Below are 20,014 nucleotides of genomic sequence, written 5' to 3'. Positions count from 1 at the left end.
CTCACAGCTCCTTGCGGAGGCCGTCGAGAACGGCCTCGGTCCGCCGTACCGGCGCGGCTTGCGCGCACATCCGGTCCAGTGCCTCCTGAAAGGCCGACACGTCGTCGCGCTGGTCGAAGTACACGGCACCCACCAGGCTCTCGCTGTAGGCGACATCGGGCAGTTCCGGCAGGGGGAAGCGGAAGATGTGGAAGGGCCCGTACATGGCGGAGTGCGGGCCGGCGGAGAAGGGCATGACCTGCAGCCGCACGTTCGGCATCGAGCACGCCTCGATCAGCCGGGAGACCTGTGCCTGCATGATCTCCCGGCTGCCGATGGGCCTGCGCAGCACGGTCTCGTCCATCACCACCCACAGCAGCGGCGGCTCCGCACGGGTCAGCAGCCGCTGGCGCTCCAGCCGCAGGCCGACACCGCGCTCCACCTCCTCCTCGGCGGCGTGCGGCATGCCCGCCCGCAGCACCGCCCGTACGTAGTCCTCGGTCTGGAGCAGGCCGGGCACGTAGTGCGGCTCGTAGGCGCGGATGACCTGGGACTCGCTCTCCAGGGCGACGAAGGCGCTGAACCACTCGGGCAGCACGTCACGGTAGCGGTGCCACCAGCCGGGCCGGTTCGCCTCCCGGGTGAGGGCGAGGAAGCTGTCGATCTCCGACTGCTCGGTGATCCCGTAGGTGCGCAGCAGCTTCTCGACATAGGGAACCTTCAGGCCGACCTCGGCCCGTTCCATCCGGCGGACGGTGGCATGGGTGACATCGAGCGCCGCAGCGGCCTTCTCGTAGGTGAGCCCCGCCCTGAGACGCAGTTCCCGCAGCCGCTTGCCGAGGACCACCCGCAGCACCGTCGGGGCGCCTCCCGCCCGGGAGTCCACCACTGCCGTCCCCTTCCCGACCGCCCGATCCTCCGAACCACCGCTGTGCCGCCGCAGTCTGTCACGCCGTCGGCTTGCTCCGACAGGGTGGGATGCGCGTTTCTGCAAACAACAGATTGATCCTTGCCAGATGTTGCCGACGCACCCCACACTATGGGCGTGGCTTCCTTTCCCGATGTTCGCCCGTTAGAGGACCGCCGCGGCCCCGTCACCGGGAACCTCGACGGGAGCCTGCGGGACGCGTTCCACCTCCCCGCCATCGGCGCCTCCGTGGCCGAGGCCCGCAGAAGGGTGCGCGCCCGGCTCACCGAGTGGGGCATCGGGGCCATGGTCCGCGACAACGCGCAACTGGTCGTCTCCGAGCTCTTCACCAACGCCGTCCGGCACACCGACAGCGACAAGGTCGACTGCGAGCTGCGGTTCACGGGTCGTCGGCTGCGGCTGGAGGTCACCGACCGGGGCGCCGGGCCCGCCCGGCCCCGGGCCCGGTGCGCGGCCGGCACCGTCGACGCCGAGGGGGAGAGCGGTCGCGGGCTGCTGCTGGTCGGCGCGCTGGTCGAGGAGTGGGGTGTACGGCCGGGCATCGGCAGGGGGCACATGGTCTGGGCGGAGCTGCGCTGCGCGCGGCCCGTCGTGTAGACGCGGGACGGACCGGCCCTGGGCGGGGGAGGCCGGGGGTCCCGCCGCGCGCCCACGGGGGGTGGGCGCGCACCGGGGGCGGTGTTTCCGGCGCCACGGCGCCGGAAACACCGCCCCCCTTGTACTTCTCCCCGTCCTCCGGACCGGGCCACGGAGCCGGGCCACAGATACGCGGTGAGCGCTTCCCCCTGTTCGCGGTCCCGCCCGTGGCGCCCCGGATCCTGTGAGCCGCGGGTGAGCGCGGACGCCCCCCGGCTCGGCCCCGGCGGTTCGCTGTGCGCGGGGCCCACCACGGACAAGCAGGTCCCGCGCGACCTGTTCGACGCCGCGGCCGCCCGGCCCGGACCGCGTCCCCGGCACTCTCCCGGAAATTCCCGGAACTCACCGCCCGCATCGCTCGTTTGCCGCACCAGGAGGTACCCCATGGGCACTGAACCGGTACGCCAGGGGGACGGCGAGGAAGCCCGGGATCCCTGGGACGAGCTCGTCCTCGATGAGGAGTTCATACGCGACGCCCGGGTGAACGAACCCGCGGCGCGCACCCGGATGCTGCGGGCCCGCTGGCAGGGCGAGCCCCCCGAGCCGCAGCCGTGGCGGGCGGACGGGCCCCCGGCCGGCGGGCTCGGGCCCGAGCCCGGAAGGCGCCGCAGGGGGCGGTGGTGGCGGCGCCGCAAGGGGTGAGCCCGCGGAACAGCCCCCGGACACGGCCGTGCGCGCCGTCCCGCACGCGCCGCGCGGGGGCACGGGCGTGTTGCCCGTACCCCCGCGCGCACCGGCCGGGCCGGCGGCACCGGCCGCCGGCCGTACCGGCCGCGTCAGCCGCGGACGCCCAGCAGGTGGTCCATCGCCAGCTGGTCCAGCTTCTCGAAGGCCATGCCGCGCTTCGCCGCCGCGTCCGCGTCGAACGACTCGAACGCGCCGGTGTCGGCCAGCAGGTCGGCGGGGGTCTCCCCCTCGTTCAGGGTGGGCCTGGCCAGCTCGTCCAGCCGCGAGGCGCGCAGCGCCTCCTGGACCTCCGGGTCGGCGCGGAAGGCGAGCGCCTTCTCCTTGAGGATCAGGTAGTTGCGCATGCAGCCGGCGGCCGAGGCCCACACGCCGTCGAAGTCCTCGGTGCGCGGCGGCTTGAAGTCGAAGTGCCGCGAGCCGTCGTAGCCGGCCGACTCCAGCAGGTCCACCAGCCAGAACGCCTGGCGCAGGTCGCCGGCGCCGAAGCGGAAGTCCTGGTCGTACTTGATCCCGGACTGGCCGTTGAGGTCGATGTGGAACAGCTTGCCGTGCCACAGCGCCTGGGCGATGCCGTGCGGGAAGTTCAGCCCGGCCATCTGCTCGTGGCCGACCTCGGGGTTGAGGCCCACCCGGTCGGCGTGCTCCAGCTCGTTGATGAACGCCAGGGCGTGTCCGACAGTCGGCAGCAGGATGTCGCCGCGCGGCTCGTTGGGCTTGGGCTCGATGGCGAAGCGCAGGTCGTAGCCCTGCGAGACGACGTAGTCGCCGAGGAAGTCGAAGGCCTCCTTGAGGCGGTCCAGCGCGACCCGCACGTCCTTGGCGGCACCCGACTCGGCGCCCTCGCGGCCGCCCCAGGCGACGTAGGTGGTGGCGCCCAGCTCCACGGCCAGGTCGATGTTGCGCATGGTCTTGCGCAGCGCGTAGCGGCGCACGTCCCGGTCGTTGGCGGTGAAGGCGCCGTCCTTGAAGACCGGGTGGGTGAAGAGGTTGGTGGTCGCCATCGGCACCTTCATGCCGGTGGCGTCCAGCGCCTGGCGGAAGCGCTTGACGATGCCCTCGCGCTCGGTGTCGGAGGAGCCGAAGGGGATCAGGTCGTCGTCGTGGAAGGTGACGCCGTAGGCGCCCAGCTCGGAGAGCTTCTGGACGGACTCGACCGGGTCGAGGGCGGGGCGGGTGGCGTCGCCGAAGGGGTCGCGCCCCTGCCAGCCGACGGTCCACAGACCGAAGGTGAACTTGTGCTCCGGTGCCGGCTCGTAACTCATGGCATGCCTCTCGGGTATTTCGTCAGGGCCGTTTACAAATTAGTATGCGCCCAGAAGCCGCAGAGAGGAAGAGGCGACATGGCCGCACCCGAAGGTCCGCTCGTTGTCGGTGTGGACAGCTCGACGCAGTCCACGAAAGCGCTGGTCGTCGACGCGGCCACCGGTGAGGTGATCGCGCGCGGCCAGGCACCGCACACCGTGACGCCCGACCACGAGAGCGATCCCGAGCAGTGGTGGGAGGCGCTGTGCGCCGCGCTGGAGCAGTGCGGCCCGGTCGTCCACCAGGCCGCCGCGGTCTCCGTCGGCGGGCAGCAGCACGGCCTGGTGACCCTGGACGGGCAGGGCCGTCCGGTCCGCCCCGCCCTGCTGTGGAACGACGTGCGCTCCGCCCCGCAGCGCGACCGCCTGGTGGCGGAGCTGGGCGGCCCCGAGGTGTGGGCCGAGCGCTTCGGCAGCGTCCCGGCGGCGTCCTTCACCGTCACCAAGTGGGCCTGGCTGCGCGAGATGGAGCCGGAGAACGCCGCGGCCGTCCGCGCGGTACGGCTGCCGCACGACTACCTGACCGGGCGGCTGACCGGCCAGGGCACCACCGACCGCGGCGACGCCTCGGGCACCGGCTGGTGGTCGACGGCCACCGAGTCCTACGACCAGGGGATTCTGGAGCATGTCGGCCTCTCCTCCGACGCCCTGCCCAGGGTACTGGGCCACGGCGAGGCGGCCGGCACCGTACGGCCGCTGGACGGCCTGCCGCTGCCGCAGGGCGCGCTGGTCGCCGCCGGCACCGGCGACAACATGGCCGCCGCGCTGGGGCTGGGTCTGCGCCCGGGCCAGCCGGTGCTGAGCCTGGGCACCTCCGGCACGGTCTACGCCGTGACCACCCGCCGCCCCGCCGACCCCACCGGCACCGTCGCCGGCTTCGCCGACGCCCGTACCGACTGGCTGCCGCTGGCCTGCACCCTGAACTGCACTCTGGCCGTGGACCGCCTCGCGGCCCTGTTCGGCCTGGACCGCGAGGCGGTCGAGCCGGGCGGCGGCGTCACCGTGCTGCCCTTCCTGGACGGCGAGCGCACCCCCAACCTGCCCTACGCCTCCGGCACCCTGACCGGGCTGCGGCACGACACCACCCCCGGCCAGATCCTCCAGGCCACCTACGACGGCGCGGTCTACGCGCTGCTGGCCGCCCTGGACCTGGTGCTGGACGCCGACGCCGCCCCCGACACCCCGATCCTGCTGATCGGCGGCGGCGCCAGGGGCACGGCCTGGCGCGAGACCGTCCGGCGGCTGTCCGGCCGCCCGGTGCAGGTGCCGCGGGCCCAGGAGCTGGTCGCGCTCGGCGCCGCGGCGCAGGCCGCCGCCCTGCTGCTGGGCGAGGACGCGGCCGCGGTGGCCCGGCGCTGGTCCACCGCCGACGGTCCGGCCCACGAGGCGGTGGAGCGCGACGAGGAGGCGCTGGCCCGGCTCGCCGCCGTTCTGGAGGGCGCGGGCCCGCTGCTGCACCGGCACTGACGGCGCCCGTCGCCAACCCGACCCGGCACGGCACGGCACGACCCGGCACGGCACGGCACCGGAGAACTCAAGAAGGAGCAAAGGACCGATGGCAGCCCCCGCGCCCACCACCCAGCAGGAGATGCGGCAGCGGAACCTGGCACGCGTGCTGCACGCGGTGGCCGACGGGGGCCGGCTGTCGCGGGCCGGGGTGGCGGCGCGGATAGGGCTCACCCGCGCCGCCGTCTCCACCCTGGTGGACGAGCTCCTCGGGGCCGGGCTGCTCACGGAACTGGGACCGGGCCGGTCCGGCGCGGTGGGCCGGCCCGGCACCGTGCTGGCCCTCAGCGACCGCGGTCCCTGCGGCGTCGGCGCCGAGATCGGCGTCGACCACCTCGCCGTGTGCGCCGTCGACCTGCGCGGCAGGGTCCGCGTCAAAACGGCGGTGGACGCGGCGAACCGCGACAGCGATCCGGTCCCGGTGCTGCGGCAGCTCGCCGGCCTGGTGCGGGAGACGGCGGAGGAGGTCCGCGGGCTGGGGCTGCGGCCGGCCGGGCTCACCGTGGCCGTGCCGGGCCTGGTCGCCCGCGGCACCACCACCGTCGTACGCGCCCCCAACCTGGGCTGGACGGATCTCGACCTCGCTCCCCTGCTCGGCCCGGCGGTGCCGGGGGCCGGCGCGGTGTGCGCCGTCGACAACGAGGCCAACCTCGGCGCCCTGGCCGAGCTGTGGCTGGGCGGCCACACCCCGGCGCCCGGCGACTTCGTGCATGTCTCGGCGGAGATCGGCATCGGCGCCGCGGTCGTGGTGGACGGCGAGCTGCTGCGCGGTACGCGCGGGTTCGCCGGCGAGCTGGGCCACGTTCCGGTACGCCCGGAGGGCCGCCCGTGCGCCTGCGGCGGGATCGGCTGTCTGGAGCAGTACGCGGGCGAGGAGGCGGTCCTGCGGGCCGCCGGTTTCGACCCGGCGGCCATCGCCGCCCGCCACCCGGGCCCCGGTGCCCGCATCGATCTGCTGCTGGCCCGCGCGGGGGACGGCGACCGGGCGGTGCGCCGGGCACTGCGCGAGGCCGGGACGGCCCTGGGCACCGCGCTGACCGGCGCGGTCAACCTGCTGGACCCCAGCACCGTGGTCCTCGGCGGCGCCCTCGCCCGGCTGGCGCCCTGGCTGCTGCCCGCCCTGGAGAGGGAGCTGGGCCGGCGGCTGGCCGGCCCGCCGCCGGTGACGGTCTCCCGGCTCGGCCCGGAGGGCCCGCTGCGGGGCGCGGCCCACTCGGTGGTGCGGGCGGTCCTGGACGATCCGCTGGCCCACCGCGTCTGACGGGCCGGGGCGCCGGGCCCCGGCGGATCGCGCGGGGCCGGTGTGGGAAAGTCCCCCCATGGCTGAACTGGCGGCGTTCGAGGAGCAGCGCGGACGGCTGTGGGGCATCGCGTACCGGCTGACCGGTTCGGTGATGGACGCCGACGACGCCGTCCAGGAGGCGTGGCTGCGCTGGCAGGCGCTGCCGGACGGGGCGGCGGAGGACCCCCGGGCGTATCTCACGACCGTCGTCAGCCGCATCTGCTACGACCGGCTCGGCTCCGCGCGGGCCCGCCGGGAGACGTATCCGGGGCCCTGGCTCCCCGAGCCGGTCGTCACCGACCCCGGCCCCGAGGAGCGGGCCGCCCTGGACGAGTCGGTGGGGCTCGCCCTGCTCGCGGTCCTGGAGCGGCTCACTCCCGCCGAACGCACGGCGTTCGTCCTGCACGACGTCTTCGCCGTCCCGTTCCCGCAGATCGCCGAGGTGGTGGGGAGAAGTCCGCAGGCGGTACGGCAACTGGCCTCCCGGGCGCGCGGACGGGTCCGGGACCGGGCCCCGCACCGGTCCGCGGACCGCGCCGAGCACCGCCGGGTCGTCGACGCCTTCCTGACGGCCGCGGCCGGCGGTGACCTCGCGGCCCTGGCACGTATTCTCGACCCGGACGTGGTGTGGCACTCCGACGGCGGCGGCCGGGTGACCGCGGCCCGCGTCCCGGTGGTCGGCGCGGAGCGGGTCCTGCTCCTCCTGACAGGGATCGCCAGGCAGTACGACCCGAAGACCGCGAGCCTGCTGCCGCGGGACGTCAACGGCGCACCGGGGCTGGTCTTCGCCGACCGGTCCCGGGGGCTGGTCGGCGTCTTCGCCCTCACCGTGCACGAGGGCCGGATCACCCGTGTCGACCTCGTCGTCAACCCCGACAAGCTGCGGCATGTCGCGCCCCGCTTCCTGCCTTGAACCGGTGTGAGGCACCTCACTGTCACACTCGCCGGGGCCGTGCCGTCCCCCTTGCATGACAGCTACCGACATCAGCAGAAGGAACGGCAGCCGGTACGGCGGGCAGCGGATCGTGGTGCTCGGCGCGGGGTACGCCGGCCTCTCGGCGGCCCTGCGGCTGGCACCGCACCACCGGGTGGTCCTCGTGGCGCCGGGGGGTGACTTCACCGAGCGGGTGCGGCTCCACGAGCTCGCCGCCGGAGGACGCGAGTCCGTCGGCCACCCCCTGTCCCGGCTCCTGGCCGGCACCGGGGTCCGGCATGTCCCCGCCCGTGCCACGGCACTCGACACGGCCACCCGCGAGGTCACCACGGACGGCGGGGACGTCCTCGGCTACGACCGGCTCGTCTACGCGCTCGGCAGCCGCACCCGGACGCCCGGCGGCGCGTCCGGCGACGAGCGGTTCCACACCCCCGAGACGGCCGCCGCGCTCCGCGAGCGGCTGCGCGGCGGACCCGGCGCGCTCACCGTGGTGGGCGGTGGTCTCACCGGCATCGAGACGGCCGCCGAGATCGCGCAGCGCCATCCGGACTGGCGGGTGCGCCTGGTCACCGCCGGGGAGCTGGGCGGCGGGCTCTCCGGCCCCGGGCGCGCCCATGTCCGCGCGGTCCTGACGGCGCTGGGGGTGTCCGTGGCGGAGGGACGGCACCTGTCGTCCGCCGCCGAGGTGGACGCCGACGCCGTCGTCTGGGCGGCCTCGATGGTGCCGAACACACAGCTCGCGGCGGACGCCGGGCTCGCCGTCGAGGAGGACACCGGGCGGCTGAGCGTCGACGCGGCCCTCCGCTCGGTGACGCACCCGGAGATCCTGGTCGCCGGGGACGCCGCCGCCGGGCTGCGCATGTCCTGCGCCACCGCGATGCCCACCGGTGTACGGGCGGCGGAGACCGTCCTCGCGGAGGCCCGCGGCGCACAGCCGCGGCCGCTGCGCTTCCGCTACCTGCTGCAGTGCGTGAGCCTGGGGCGCGAGGACGGGCTGATCCAGTTCGTCCGCCGCGACGACTCCCCCCGCGAGAGGATCGTCACCGGCCGCCGGGCCGCCTGGATCAAGGAGCAGGTGGTGCGCTCCACCGTCGGCCAACTGCGCTTCGCCGCCCGCCGTCCGGGCCTGGCCCGGCGCGTTCTCACGTTCGGCTGAGCCGGGACACCGCACGGCGCGTACCGCCCGGGGAGGGATCGTTCCGGACGGTACGCGCCACCGCGCGGCGGCGGAGATCACCCCGGGCTGCGCGCCACCCGGTGCGTGGGCCACCCTGGAGACCAGCGGCCGGCAGGACGGACCCGAGACGGACCACGGACGGACCCAGGAAAGAGGAGCCACCAGGTGCCCACACTCTTCCCCCAGCTGTACAAGGCGCCGGCCAGGCCCGCGCTCCGCTTCGGCGGCCGCGGTGACTCCGGCGACTCCGGCGGCGAGGCGGACGAGGTGATCGACTACGGCCGGCTGGCCGGTGCCGCCCACTCGCTCGCCCTGCGGATCGCCGGTGCCGGGCGGGTCGCGGTGTGGGCGACGCCCTCCCCGCACACCTGTGTCGGCGTCCTGGCCGCGCTGCTGGCCGGGGTGCCCGCCGTCCCCGTCAACCCGCGGATCGGCGACGGCGAACTGGCCCACATCATCTCCGACAGCACACCCTCGACGGTGCTGGCCGCCCCCGGCGACGACCTGCCCGGGGCACTGGCCGCGCTCCCCCGCGCCGATGTCCCGCTGGAGGCCGGAGAAGCGGGGGAGCCCGGTACGGGGATCCGGTATCCCGCGGACGCCACGGAGCCCGACGAGAACAGCCCCGCCCTGATCGTCTACACCTCCGGCACCACCGGCCCGCCCAAGGGCGTGGTCCTGCCGCGCCGGGCCGTCGCGGTCACCCTGGACGACCTGGCCGACGCCTGGGGGTGGACCGGGGACGACGTACTGGTGCACGCCCTGCCGCTGTTCCACGTGCACGGACTGATCCTGGGCGTGCTGGGGCCGCTGCGGCACGGCGGGACCCTCCACCACCTGGGCCGGTTCTCGCCCGGGGGCGTCACCGCCGCGCTGGAGGCGGGCGGCAGCATGCTGTTCGGGGTGCCGACGATGTACCACCGGCTGGCCGAGTCCCTGGACGGCGGGGACGCCCGGCTGGCCTCGGCCCTGCGCGGCGCCCGGCTGCTGGTCTCCGGCTCGGCCGCGCTGCCCCGGCACGACCACGAACGGATCGGGGCCGCCACCGGGCGGCGCGTCGTCGAGCGCTACGGGATGACCGAGACGCTGATGATCACCAGTGTCCGGCCGGACGGCGCGAGCCGCCCCGGCACGGTGGGCACCCCGCTGCGCAGCGTGGACGTACGGCTGGTCGACGAGCAGGGGGAACGGATCGAGGAGAGCGACGGGGAGACCGTCGGCGAGGTCCAGGTACGCGGGCCGAACCTGTTCACCGAGTACCTGGGCCGTCCGGACGCCACCGCGGACGCCTTCGCGGGCGGCTGGTTCCGCACCGGCGACATGGCGGTCCGGGACGCCGACGGCCACTACCGGATCGTGGGCCGCAAATCGACCGACCTGATCAAGAGCGGCGGCTACAAGATCGGCGCCGGGGAGATCGAGGACTGCCTGCTGGCACACCCCGCGGTGGCCGAGGCCGCCGTCACCGGCGAGCCCGATCCGGACCTGGGCGAGCGGATCGTGGCCTGGGTCGTCCCGGCGGCGGACGGGTCGCGGCCCACCGCCGAGGAGCTGGCCGGGTACGTCGCCGAGCGGCTCGCCCCGCACAAGCGGCCCCGGACCGTGCGGTTCCTGGCGGCCCTGCCCCGCAACGACATGGGCAAGGTGATGAAGCGGGAGCTGTCCCATGGCTGACCGGCTCCCAGTCCGCGCGGTGCTCGACGCGCTGGCCGGCGACTTCACCGAACTTCCCGCCGGCGGCGGTGCGGACGGCGCGGACGGCACCGCCGACGGTCCGCTCGACTGGCCGGGCTACGGCGCGGCCCGCGCCCGGGCCCGCGCGCTGACCGGCGAGGGAGAGTCGGTGCTGTGCGGCACCGGCACGGTGGACGGCACCCCGGCGGTGCTGATCGCCTTCGAGTTCGCCTTCCTCGGCGGCTCCCTCGGGCGGCGCGCCGGCGACCGGATCGAGACCGCCCACCGGTGCGCCCGCGAGCGGCGGCTGCCGGTGGTGTCGCTGATCGCCACCGGCGGCAGCCGGATGCAGGAGGGCATGGTGGCCCTGACCCAGCTCCAGCGCGTGGCCCGGCAGTCCGCCCTGACCCGTGCGGCGGGCCTGCCGCAGCTCGCCGTGGCCCGCGATCCGACGACCGGCGGCGGCTGGGCGACACTGGGCGCGGGCTCGGACGTGGTGCTGGCGCTGCCGGGAGCGCAGCTCGCCTTCGCGGGCTCCCGGGTGCGGCCCCCGGACGCCGACCCGGCCGCGTACGGCGCCGGGGAGAAGCTGGCGGCCGGACAGGTGGACCGGATCGTGCCGCCCGGCGAGCTGCGGGGCGTTCTGGGCCGCTGGCTGTCCCTGCTCGCCCCGCCGGGAGCCCCGCCGGGCACCTCCCCGGCCACCGGTCCGCAGACCGCACCGGCCGAGCCGCCGCGCGCGCTCGGTACCCCGGGGGGCACGGCGGAGCCGCCTCAGTCCGGCTGGGCGGCGGTGGAGCGGGCCCGCTCGCCGTACCGGCCGCGCGCCGACGCCTATCTGGAGGCGTACTTCGAGTTCCGCGAGGAGCTCTCCGGCGACCGCTGCGGCGGCACCGACCCGGGGACGCGCTGCGGTTTCGGACGGCGGCGGGACGGCCGTACGGTCGCCTACGCCGCCCAGTGCGGCACGCCGACGACGCCCGCGGGCTTCCGCACCGCCGCCCGGCTGATCCGGCTGGCCGACCGGCTCGGCATCCCGGTGCTCACCCTGGTGGACACCCCGGGCGCGGCCAACGACGCGGCGGCCGAACGCTCCGGCGCGGGCCCGGCCGTCGCGGAGGCCTTCGCGGCCCTCGCCGAGGCCCGGGTACCGGTGACGACCCTGGTGATCGGGGAGGGCGGTTCGGGCGGCGCCCTGGCGCTGGCGGCACCGGGGAACACCTGGATCACCCCGGACGGCTACTTCTCCGTCATCGCGCCGGAGTCGGCGGCTGCCATCCTCAAACGCGGCCCGGACCAGGTGCGCGCCACCGCCGACGCGCTGCGGCTGCGCCCGCAGGACCTGGTGGAGCTGGGCGTCGTCCGCGGCGTCGTGGGGCCGTGACGGACCGGCCCGCGGGCCCGGACCGGTCAGCGGCCGGGTCGTGACGGCCCGGTCCCGGCGCCGGGGGCCGGGACCGCCAGCCGGGCCAGCCGGGCCAGCCGGCGGTAGGAGTCCAGCCGCCGGCCGTGGTCGTGGGCGCTGAGGGTGAGCAGCAGCTCGTCGGCACCGGTGCGTTCCACCAGACCGGTGAGCGCCGCCGCCACCTCCTCCTCCGTCCCGTGGACCTGCGCGGAACGGGCCTCGGTCAGCAGGGTGCGCTCGCGTCCGGTCATCTCCCGGGCCGCCACCTCCCCGGGCGGTTCGAGCGGCGGGAAGACACCCCGGATCCGGGAGACCACCGTCGCCCACGCCTCGGACAACTGGGTCAGCGCCGCCTCCTCGGCGGTGGCGCCGACCGCCGCGTTCACCGAGACGATCACCCGGGGTTCCGGGGACGTTCCCGGGAGGGCGGAGGGCCGGAAGGCCGCGCGGTAGCCGTCGATCGCGCGCAGCATCCGCTCCTCGCCGCGGACCTGGGCGATCACCAGCGGCAGCCCGTGCTCGGCGGCGAGCGCCGCGCCCGCTCCGGTGGCCAGCAGGAACACCGGCACCCGCAGCCCCTCGGCGGGCACCGCGGTCACCCCCCGGGAGTGACCGCCGGAGAACCACCCCAGCAGTTCGGCCAGATCGGCGCCGAACCGCTCGGCGGCGTCCTTCTCCGCTCCCAGAGCCCGGCGGACGGCACCGGTGAAGCCGACCGAGCGGCCCAGACCCATGTCGATCCGGCCCGGGAAGAGCGAGGCCAGCACCCCGAACTGCTCGGCGACCACCAGCGGCCGGTGGTTGGGCAGCATCACCCCGCCGGTGCCGACCCGGATACGGGTGGTGGCCGAGGCGACGGCCGCGGCCAGCACCGTCGGCGCGGAACCGGCCACCCCGGGCACCCCGTGGTGCTCGGCGACCCAGAAGCGGTGGTAGCCCAGCGCCTCGATCTCCCGGGCGAAGCGCACGGTGGCGCGCAGCGCCCCGTCCGCCCCCTCGCCCCGCCGGATCAGGGAGCGGTCGAGGACGGAGAGCCGGACGGTGCTCAGGGGATCGGCGACCATGCACCGTTCAACACCGCGGGACGTACGGGATTCCCGGGGTCCCGTACGGGGCCGTCAGCGCCGCCCGGATACCGCCGCCCGGCCCCCCGGGGCCTCCCGGCTCCTCCGGCTCCCCCGACCCCCTGGCCCCCGGCCCCCGGCCCCCAGCGGTCCGGCGTCGTGGACCAGCAAAGTGATCCGGACCCGGCTGTTCGGACCGAGCCCGGTGAGGATCCGCGAGACGTGCGTCTTCACCGTGGGGGCGGCCAGACGGAGCACGGCGGCGATCTCGGCGTTGGAGCGGCCCCGCCCGCGCCCGGCGCCGTCCGGCCGGATACCGAAGTCGCCCGGCCGCACACTCCGGTCGGTCGTCCGCGGCCGGGCGGCGTCCCTGGTCTGCGGGCATGCGGAAGCTCCTGGATCTCCCGGCCTTCCCACTGACCGCCCAGGGCATCGGCGGGATCGCGGTGGTCGGGGTCGCGGAGCGGCTCGAGGTCCGAAGCCCGGGGCCCGGGTCCCGCCTGCGGCTCCCCCGCCCCGGACCTCCGCGGGCGTCCGGTCAGGGGGCCGGCGTCCCGGCGTCGAGGACGGGGATCAACTGCTCCTCCTCGTACGCCAGATGGCCCTCCAGCTCGGCCGTGAGCCGCTCGACCTCGGCGAGCGTACGGGCGCGGTCCGCGCCGTCGGCGGAGACGGCCTCGCGCAGCTCCGCCACCAGGGCCGCGATGTTCCGGTGCTCCTCGTGCAGCCGCTCCACGACCGGGGCGAGTTCGGGGCGCTGCCCGGCGAGGGCCGGGAACATCCCGGTGTCCTCCATGGTGTGGTGGTGCTGCAGTCCTCCGCAGAAGGTCAGGCAGTTGACCTTCAGCTGGGCGCCCAGCCCGGGGCCCGACGCGGCGACCTCCGCACGGATCAGGGCGAGTTCGCGCCGGAACGCGTCGTGTACGAGCTTCAGCGCCTCCCCCATCGACGCCGTGCCCAGGTCCGGGGGCCCCGGGATCTCCCGGAGGGCGACCACCGGGAGGACTCGCTCCGTCCGGGCCTGGTACTCGGCCCAGCCGGGGTCGGCCTCGGCGGCCCGGGCGAAGAGGCGGTCGCGTTCGGCACCGGTCAGGACGGTGGCCTCCGCCGCGTAGGTGAAGACGCCGTCCTCGACGGTGACCCGCGGTTCGGCCACCAGGTTGCGGTACCAGTCCGGATGGCGGGGTGCTCCCCCGGCCGAGCCGATGACCAGGATGCGGTCGCCGTCCGGGAGACAACCGACCGGGGTGGTGTGGGGGGTGCCGGAGCGGACCCCGGTGGTCGTCAGGAGGATCAGCCGGGCGCCTTCGAAAGGTCCTCCGACCCGTCCGTTGTTGGCACGGAATTCCTCGATGACCTGCTGGTTGAAATCGTTCGGCATTCTCTGCTCTCTGCTCGGGAAAAAGCCCGTGAAATGTCCGCGGGCATGGCGGACCCACGCCTCGGCGCTTTCGCCCGGGCGTGTCGGTGGCGGGAGGCGTGCCGGAATTCACCCGGTCCGCGGCTCACTCGCCGGACCGGCGCTCGTACGGCCGGCGGCAGGGAACGGCGAGGGCCGCGGCGGATCGCCGGGCACGCGGGAACAGCGCGCGAACGCGCTGTGGAAGAAAGGGGATCGAGGTGTGCGGGGGCGGGCCTCTCGCCCGCCTCGGCCTCATGTCGAGGCCGGGCGCCCCGCTCGTGTGTGGCCCATGGCCGACCCGGCAGTCACGACGTGCAGCCTAGCGGCGGGGATTTCCCACCGCAATGCCGTTCGCCGTCGCCGCGGAGAACCTCCGGAGGCGCCTCTTGGTCCTTTCCGGTGAAAGGACGGAGAGGCGCGGGAAAGGACGCGGAGAGCTGGAGGCCCGGGCACCGGATGCGCGCGTCACACCGGGCGAGGAGATGTGCCCGCCTCCCTCGGTGGACGAGCCCGGCGGGCAGCCGTGAGCGGCCGGGGCGGCGCGTACGGCGGGCCCGGGGAACGCCGTTCACATCGCTCTCCGGTCACCGGGTGATCACGGATCGGCTCGGAGGGGCGCTCCCTCCATCATCGCAACGGTCTGGACCTTGACAGATGCTTGGTATACACCAAGCCTGTGGACGTCTCACCCCGTCGTATCCGCACCACCCCCCGGGGGCCCGCCATGCCCGTCCGCCAGCGCCTTGCCACGCTCCTCACCGCCCTGGCCGTCCTGCTGCCCGTCGGCGGCTGCGGCACCCTGCCGGGCTCCGGCGACCCGAACCGGACCCTGCGGGTCTGGCTGATGCGGGGCAGCCTCTCCGAGGGCCTCACCGCGGCCGTCGTGCGGGACTACGAGCGGAGCAACCCCGAAGTGGAGGTGGAGGTCGCCGTCCAGGACTGGTCCGGCATCGGTGACAAGGTCGCCGACGCCCTGGCCTCGGACGACCCGCCGGACGTGATCGAGGTGGGGAACACCCAGGTGGCCCGGTACGTGGCCGCGGGCGGCGTCCGGAACCTCACCAACTGGGTGTACGACCTCGGCGGCGACTACTGGATCCCCGGTCTGAAGGAGCCGGGGAAGATCGGCGGCTTCCAGTACGGCGTCCCCTTCTACGCCGCCAACCGCGTCGTCATCTACCGCAGGGACCTCTTCGAGCAGGCCGGGATCACCGAGCCGCCCGCCGACCGCGAGGAGTGGATCGAGGCCACCGACCGGCTCGACCGGCCCGGGCAGCAGGGCATCTACCTCCCCGGCCGGAACTGGTACGTCCTGGCGGGCTTCGTCTGGGACGAGGGCGGCGATCTCGCCGTCGAGCGCAGCGGCCGGTGGTCGGGCACCCTCCACACCCCCGAGGCGCTGCGCGGCATGGAGTTCTACCGCGAACTCCACTCCCACGGCGCCGGCCCCGCCGACGCCGACGAGGCCGAGCCCGACCAGCGCGAGGTCTTCGCGGCGGGCGAGGTGGCCCAGATCATCGACGTGCCCGGCGCCGCGGAGCTGATCACCGAGACCAACCCTGGGCTGACGGGCAGGCTCGGCTTCTTCCCCGTACCCGGCAAGCGCGAGGGCGAGCCGGGGGCGGTGTTCACCGGCGGCTCGGTGCTGATCGTCCCCGAGCGGACGGACGACTGGGACCCGGCCTACGCCTTCGTCAAACTGCTGACCGGCGAGAAGTGGCAGCGGAAGCTGGCCCGGACGATGAGCGTGGTGCCCAACAGCACCGAACTGGTCGGCGAACTGCGCGGCGACCCCGGTACGGCGGCGATGGCCGAGGGCTCGCGGAACGGCCACGCCACCCCCAACTCGCCCCGGTGGGGCGAGCTGGAGGCGGACAACCCGGTCAAGGACTACCAGACGGCCGTGCTGCGCGGCGCCGATCCGGCCACCGCGGCGCGCGAGACCTCCGAGGAGATCACCGAGATCCTCGCCGGCCGCCGCGGCCGCGGCGACTGACACCACGCCCGGGGAGGAGCGCCCCGCCGGCCGGAGCGCCCGGCGGACCGGCTCATCCGTCCGCCGCCAGACCGCGTCCGCGCAGCCACAGCAACTGCTCGTACGGCTGCGAGGCACGGCCCCCGCCGTGGTCGGCGAAGTGCCACACCCGGATGTCCTTCTGCGCGCCCGCGTAGCGGTGGTAGGCCGCGAAGACCGTCGAGGGCGGGCAGATCGGGTCCATCAGACCGACGCTGAACAGCGCGGGAGCGGTGGCGCGGGGCGCGAAGTGCAGTCCGTCGAAGTAGTTCAGGACGGCGAAGACGGCGTCGGGGTCGGTGCGCCGGTGGACCCCCAGGTAGTGGGCGATCTCCGGGTACGGACCGGTCGTGGCCAGTTCCGCGCCGCGCCGGAAGTGGCACAGGAACGGCACGTCCACCAGGGCCGCCGCCACCTTCTCCGGGGCCAGCGCGGCCACCGCCAGGGCCAGTCCGCCGCCCTGGCTGGCACCGGCGGCCACCACCCGGTCCGGATCCACCGCCGGGTGCCCGCGCATCGCGTCCACCGCGCGCACGCAGTCGGTCATCAGCCGCCGGTAGTAGTGGTTCGCGGGGTCGTCCAGACCGCGGGTCATGAAGCCGCCCACGTACTGCGGGCTGGTCTCCTGGTGCGGATCGGGGGTGTCGTGGCCCTGGCCCCGGCTGTCGACGACGAGGGTGGCGTATCCGGCCGCGCTCCACAGCAGGTGCTCGATGTACAGGCCGCGGCCGCCGCTGTAGCCGATGTAGTTGACCACCACGGGCAGCGGGCCGCGGGCGCCGCGCGGCAGGATCAGCCAGGCCGCGACGGGCTGGCCGGCCCAGCCGGGGAAGCGCGCGTCGTACACCTCCACACCGGTCAGCGGGGCGTCGGCGATCCGCCGGTACTCCGCCGGGCCGGACTCCGCCGCCCGGGCCGCCGCCAGGGTCTTGGCCCAGAAGTCGTCGAAGTCCTCCGGCTCGGCCACCTCGGGCCGGTAGGCGCGCAGTTGGTCCAGCGGCAGGTCGGTCAGCGGCATGTGTGCGTCCCCTCGTCGCGGCAAGCGCTTCCCGGAAAGCTACGGTCCGCTTCCCGCCCCGGTCAACGACGCCCCGGCGGAGGCGGGGCGGGACGGATCTGACGGCCCGGTGACGTCCGGCCGCTCCGGGGCACCGGCGGCCGCGTACCGGCCTAGCGTGAGGCGGGTGAGCACTCCGCCACTACGCCCGCCCCGGCCTCCCCGTACGGCTCCCCGCCCGAAGACCCGCGGGCGGCCCCGCCGCGCACCGCGCCCGGAGCCACGCCCGGAGCCGCGCCGGGAGTCCCGCCGGGTCCGGTACGACCTGTACGCCGCGGGCGCCGCCTGCGCGCTGTTCGCCCTGGCCGCGCTCGTCGGCTGGTCCGCGTACGACCCCCGCGAGACGCTGCGGGTGCCCTGGCCACCGCTGCTCGCGCGGTGGCTGCCGCACGCCGGTCCGGGCACCCCCGCCGCCCTCGTCCTGGCCGCCCTGACCGTCGCGTACGGCCCCGTCCTGGCCCGGCGGCTGCGCTGGCGGCCGCTGCTGGCGGCGTCCTGGGCGGCCGCGCTGGCCTGGACGTGGTCGCTGGCGCTGGTCGACGGCTGGCGGCGGGGGGCCGCCGGGCAACTGACCTCGAAGCACGAGTACCTGCGGTCGGTCGGCGAGGTCCACGGCCTCGGGGAGTTCCTGAGCACCTTCACCGACCGCATCCTGCTCCAGTCCCCCGGCAACTGGCCGGCCCATGTCGCCGGGCATCCGCCGGGCGCGGTGCTGACCTTCGCCGGGCTGGACCGGATCGGGCTGGCGGGCGGCGGCTGGGCGGCGGCCTGGTGCGTGACCACCGGCACCTCCGCGGTGGTGGCGGTGCTGGTGGCGCTGCGGGCGCTGGGCGCCGAGCGGGCCGCGCGGCGGGCGGCGCCCTTCCTCGTCCTGTCCCCGGCCGCGGTGTGGGTCGGCGTCTCGGCGGACGGCTACTTCGCCGCCGTCGCCGCCTGGGGTCTGGCCCTGCTGGCCCTGTCCGCCACCGGCGCGGTGCGCGCGCCGCGCGCCGCCGCGCTGGGCGCGGGCCTCCTCCTGGGCTGGGCGCTGTACCTGTCCTACGGGCTGGTGCTGCTGGCGCCGCTCGCGGCGGCGGTGCTGGTGGCGGCCCGTACCGCGCGGCCGGTGCCGTACGTGCTGCTGGGGATCGCGCCGTGGGCGGTGGCGTTCACCGCGGGCGGCTTCTGGTGGTACGCGGGCTACACCACGCTGGTCGAGCGCTACCACCAGGGCGCGGGCGGGGTGCGGCCGTACGCGTACTATGTGTGGGCCAACCTCGCCGCGCAGGTCGCCGTGGTGGGACCGGCCACGGCCGCCGGGCTGCGGCGGGCGGCGGCACTCGGGCGCGGTGGCGCCGCCCGGGTCGCCGGGGCCGGTGTGCCGGTGGCGCCGGCGGTGCTGCTGGCGGGCGCGCTGTGCGCCGTGCTGGCGGCGGACCTGTCGGGGATGAGCAAGGCCGAGACCGAGCGCATCTGGCTGCCGTTCACGCTGTGGCTGCTCCCGGCCGCCGCGCTGCTGCCGGCCCGGCACCACCGCCGGTGGCTGGCCGCGCAGGCGGCCGTGGCGCTGGCCGTCAACCATCTGCTGATCACCGGGTGGTGAGGAACGTGCCCGCCGGATCCCCCCGCGTCCCGTCGTGGTGGCCGCGCTTCCGCGGCGCCCTGCACGATCCGCGCACCGCGACCGTCCTGGGCCGGTGGCTGGGCGCGGCGGTCCTGGTGTGCTTCGGCACCGGCCTGGTCAGCCATGTGCTCCAGGAGCCGCCCACCTGGGCGGCCCCGCGGCTGCCGTCCCGCCCGGTGTGGGGCTACCGCCTCACCCAGGGACTGCACGTGGCGACGGGCCTCGCCGCGGTCCCGCTGCTGCTGGCCAAGCTGTGGGCGGTCTATCCGCGGCTGTTCGCCCGGCCCGTGGCCCGCTCGCCGCTGCACGCCCTGGAGCGGCTGTCGGTGGGGCTGCTGGTGGGCGCGGCGCTGCTGGAGGTGTTCCTCGGGCTGCTGAACACCGTGCAGTGGTACGTCTGGCCGTTCTCGTTCCGGCGGGTGCACTGGGCGCTGGCCTGGGTGCTGGCGGGCTCCCTGCTGCTGCATCTGGCCGTCAGGGCGCCGGTGATCGCCGCGCACTGGCGGCGCCGCTCGGCGGGCACCCGGGCGCTGCCCGCCGCCGACGCCCCCGACCGCCGGTCGCTGCTGCTGGGCGTGGGCGCGGCGGCCGGCGCGGTGACGGCGGTGACGGCGGGCCAGACCCTCGCCCCGCTGCGGCCGCTGCTGCTGCTCGCCCCGCGCCATCCCGGGCACGGCCCGCAGGGCCTGCCGGTCAACCGTACGGCCGCCGCCGCGGGCGTCACCGGCGAGGCGCTGCGCGACTGGCGGCTGGTCGTCGACGGGCCCCGGCCGTACGCGCTGACCCTGGACGGGCTCGCGGAGCTGGAGCAGCACGAGGAGCGGCTGCCGATCGCCTGCGTGGAGGGCTGGAGCGCGTCGGCCCGCTGGGGCGGGGTGCGGGTCCGTGACCTGCTGCGGCGGGCCGGGGCGCCGGACGGCAGCCGGGTGCGGGTGGTCTCGCTCCAGCGCCGGGGCGCCTTCGCCGTGACGGAGCTGGGCCCCTCCTACGCCCGTGACCCGCTGACGCTGCTGGCGCTGCGGATCGACGGCGAGGCGCTGCACCCCGACCACGGCCATCCGGCGCGGATCATCGCCCCCAACCGGCCGGGAGTGCTCCAGACCAAGTGGGTCACCCGGCTGGAGGTGCTGTGATGTGGACGGTACGGACGCTGCTGGGCATCGCGGGCGGAGGGCTGCTGGCGGCCGGCGTCTGGCTGCTGCTGACCGGCACCCGCGCGGGCACCCCGGCGGCGGTGGTGGTGTGGCTGGCGGGTGCGGTCGCGGTGCACGACCTGCTGCTGGTCCCGCTGGTGCTGGCGGCCGGACGGGTGCTGCGGCGGGCGCCCGCCCGGCCGGTGTGGCGGGGCGGGCTGGTGGTGGCCGG

Annotated in this window: 17 protein-coding genes; 11 read left to right on the top strand and 6 right to left on the bottom strand. The window is 75.8% G+C overall.

The annotated features are described in order from the left end of the window. Position 1: 1 nt before the first annotated feature. A complete protein-coding gene (locus tag CUT44_RS04195) occupies positions 2-868 on the bottom strand; it encodes a helix-turn-helix domain-containing protein (RefSeq protein ID WP_100200744.1) in 867 nt (288 codons plus the stop codon). A gap of 156 nt (positions 869-1,024) precedes the next feature. Between CUT44_RS04195 and CUT44_RS04190 the strand changes: the two genes are divergently transcribed. Together CUT44_RS04190 and CUT44_RS04185 are read left to right on the top strand one after the other, a co-directional pair. Beyond that, a complete protein-coding gene (locus CUT44_RS04190; RefSeq protein WP_233221206.1) occupies positions 1,025-1,504 on the top strand; it encodes an ATP-binding protein in 480 nt (159 codons plus the stop codon). A 423-nt stretch (positions 1,505-1,927) separates the two neighbouring features. Beyond that, complete coding sequence (locus tag CUT44_RS04185) at positions 1,928-2,185, top strand: SGM_3592 family protein (protein ID WP_100200742.1); 258 nt, start codon at positions 1,928-1,930, stop codon at positions 2,183-2,185. Positions 2,186-2,319: 134 nt separating this feature from the next. Here CUT44_RS04185 and xylA read toward each other — a convergent pair whose 3' ends face one another. Then, positions 2,320-3,492, bottom strand: a complete 1,173-nt coding sequence (gene xylA, locus CUT44_RS04180; RefSeq protein ID WP_100200741.1) for a xylose isomerase — start codon at positions 3,490-3,492, stop codon at positions 2,320-2,322. Between the two features lie 78 nt (positions 3,493-3,570). On the opposite strand from xylA, the gene xylB reads away from it, so the two are divergent. The 6 genes from xylB (at position 3,571) to CUT44_RS04150 (ending at position 11,488) form a co-directional block, all read left to right on the top strand. Beyond that, entirely contained in the window at positions 3,571-4,998 is a 1,428-nt protein-coding gene (xylB, locus tag CUT44_RS04175) for a xylulokinase (protein ID WP_100200740.1), read from the top strand. An 88-nt stretch (positions 4,999-5,086) separates the two neighbouring features. Continuing rightward, positions 5,087-6,298 (top strand): ROK family transcriptional regulator, encoded by a 1,212-nt coding sequence (locus CUT44_RS04170; protein WP_100200739.1) that lies wholly within the window; start codon positions 5,087-5,089, stop codon positions 6,296-6,298. Between the two features lie 58 nt (positions 6,299-6,356). Further along, positions 6,357-7,232, top strand: coding sequence for an RNA polymerase sigma factor SigJ (gene sigJ / locus CUT44_RS04165; RefSeq protein WP_100200738.1), 876 nt, complete (start codon positions 6,357-6,359; stop codon positions 7,230-7,232). A gap of 55 nt (positions 7,233-7,287) precedes the next feature. Further along, the gene (locus CUT44_RS04160; protein WP_100200737.1) at positions 7,288-8,409 is read left to right on the top strand and encodes an NAD(P)/FAD-dependent oxidoreductase; all 1,122 of its coding nucleotides are present in this window, start codon (positions 7,288-7,290) and stop codon (positions 8,407-8,409) included. 186 nt (positions 8,410-8,595) lie between these two features. Continuing rightward, positions 8,596-10,104, top strand: a complete 1,509-nt coding sequence (locus tag CUT44_RS04155; protein WP_100200736.1) for an acyl-CoA synthetase — start codon at positions 8,596-8,598, stop codon at positions 10,102-10,104. Then, a complete protein-coding gene (locus CUT44_RS04150) occupies positions 10,097-11,488 on the top strand; it encodes a carboxyl transferase domain-containing protein (RefSeq protein WP_100200735.1) in 1,392 nt (463 codons plus the stop codon). Before CUT44_RS04155 ends, CUT44_RS04150 begins: the two co-directional genes overlap by 8 nt. A gap of 26 nt (positions 11,489-11,514) precedes the next feature. On the opposite strand, the gene CUT44_RS04145 is transcribed toward CUT44_RS04150, so the two are convergent. From CUT44_RS04145 to CUT44_RS04135, 3 genes are all read right to left on the bottom strand, one after another. Next, the gene (locus CUT44_RS04145; RefSeq protein ID WP_100200734.1) at positions 11,515-12,573 is read right to left on the bottom strand and encodes an MsnO8 family LLM class oxidoreductase; all 1,059 of its coding nucleotides are present in this window, start codon (positions 12,571-12,573) and stop codon (positions 11,515-11,517) included. A 54-nt stretch (positions 12,574-12,627) separates the two neighbouring features. Further along, positions 12,628-12,807, bottom strand: a complete 180-nt coding sequence (locus tag CUT44_RS04140; protein ID WP_408646709.1) for a hypothetical protein — start codon at positions 12,805-12,807, stop codon at positions 12,628-12,630. A 304-nt stretch (positions 12,808-13,111) separates the two neighbouring features. Further along, positions 13,112-13,954 (bottom strand): nitroreductase/quinone reductase family protein, encoded by an 843-nt coding sequence (locus CUT44_RS04135; protein WP_100200732.1) that lies wholly within the window; start codon positions 13,952-13,954, stop codon positions 13,112-13,114. A 745-nt stretch (positions 13,955-14,699) separates the two neighbouring features. Here CUT44_RS04135 and CUT44_RS04130 point away from each other — a divergent pair. Next, positions 14,700-15,971, top strand: a complete 1,272-nt coding sequence (locus CUT44_RS04130) for an extracellular solute-binding protein (RefSeq protein WP_100200731.1) — start codon at positions 14,700-14,702, stop codon at positions 15,969-15,971. Positions 15,972-16,023: 52 nt separating this feature from the next. Here the strand turns inward: CUT44_RS04130 and CUT44_RS04125 are convergent, their stop codons facing one another. Then, positions 16,024-17,007, bottom strand: coding sequence for an acetylxylan esterase (locus CUT44_RS04125; protein WP_100200730.1), 984 nt, complete (start codon positions 17,005-17,007; stop codon positions 16,024-16,026). Between CUT44_RS04125 and CUT44_RS04120 the strand changes: the two genes are divergently transcribed. Both CUT44_RS04120 and CUT44_RS04115 read left to right on the top strand, forming a co-directional pair. Continuing rightward, positions 17,006-18,628: a hypothetical protein gene (locus tag CUT44_RS04120; RefSeq protein ID WP_408646706.1), complete on the top strand. Its 1,623-nt coding sequence runs from the start codon at positions 17,006-17,008 to the stop codon at positions 18,626-18,628. The two genes, CUT44_RS04125 and CUT44_RS04120, sit on opposite strands and share 2 nt — an antisense overlap. A gap of 5 nt (positions 18,629-18,633) precedes the next feature. After that, complete coding sequence (locus tag CUT44_RS04115) at positions 18,634-19,782, top strand: molybdopterin-dependent oxidoreductase (protein ID WP_100200728.1); 1,149 nt, start codon at positions 18,634-18,636, stop codon at positions 19,780-19,782. Positions 19,783-20,014 lie beyond the last annotated feature (232 nt).

Origin of the sequence: Streptomyces carminius (assembly GCF_002794255.1) — a bacterium.
Taxonomy (GTDB): domain Bacteria; phylum Actinomycetota; class Actinomycetes; order Streptomycetales; family Streptomycetaceae; genus Streptomyces; species Streptomyces carminius.
This window is presented reverse-complemented; position numbering and strand designations above follow the sequence as displayed.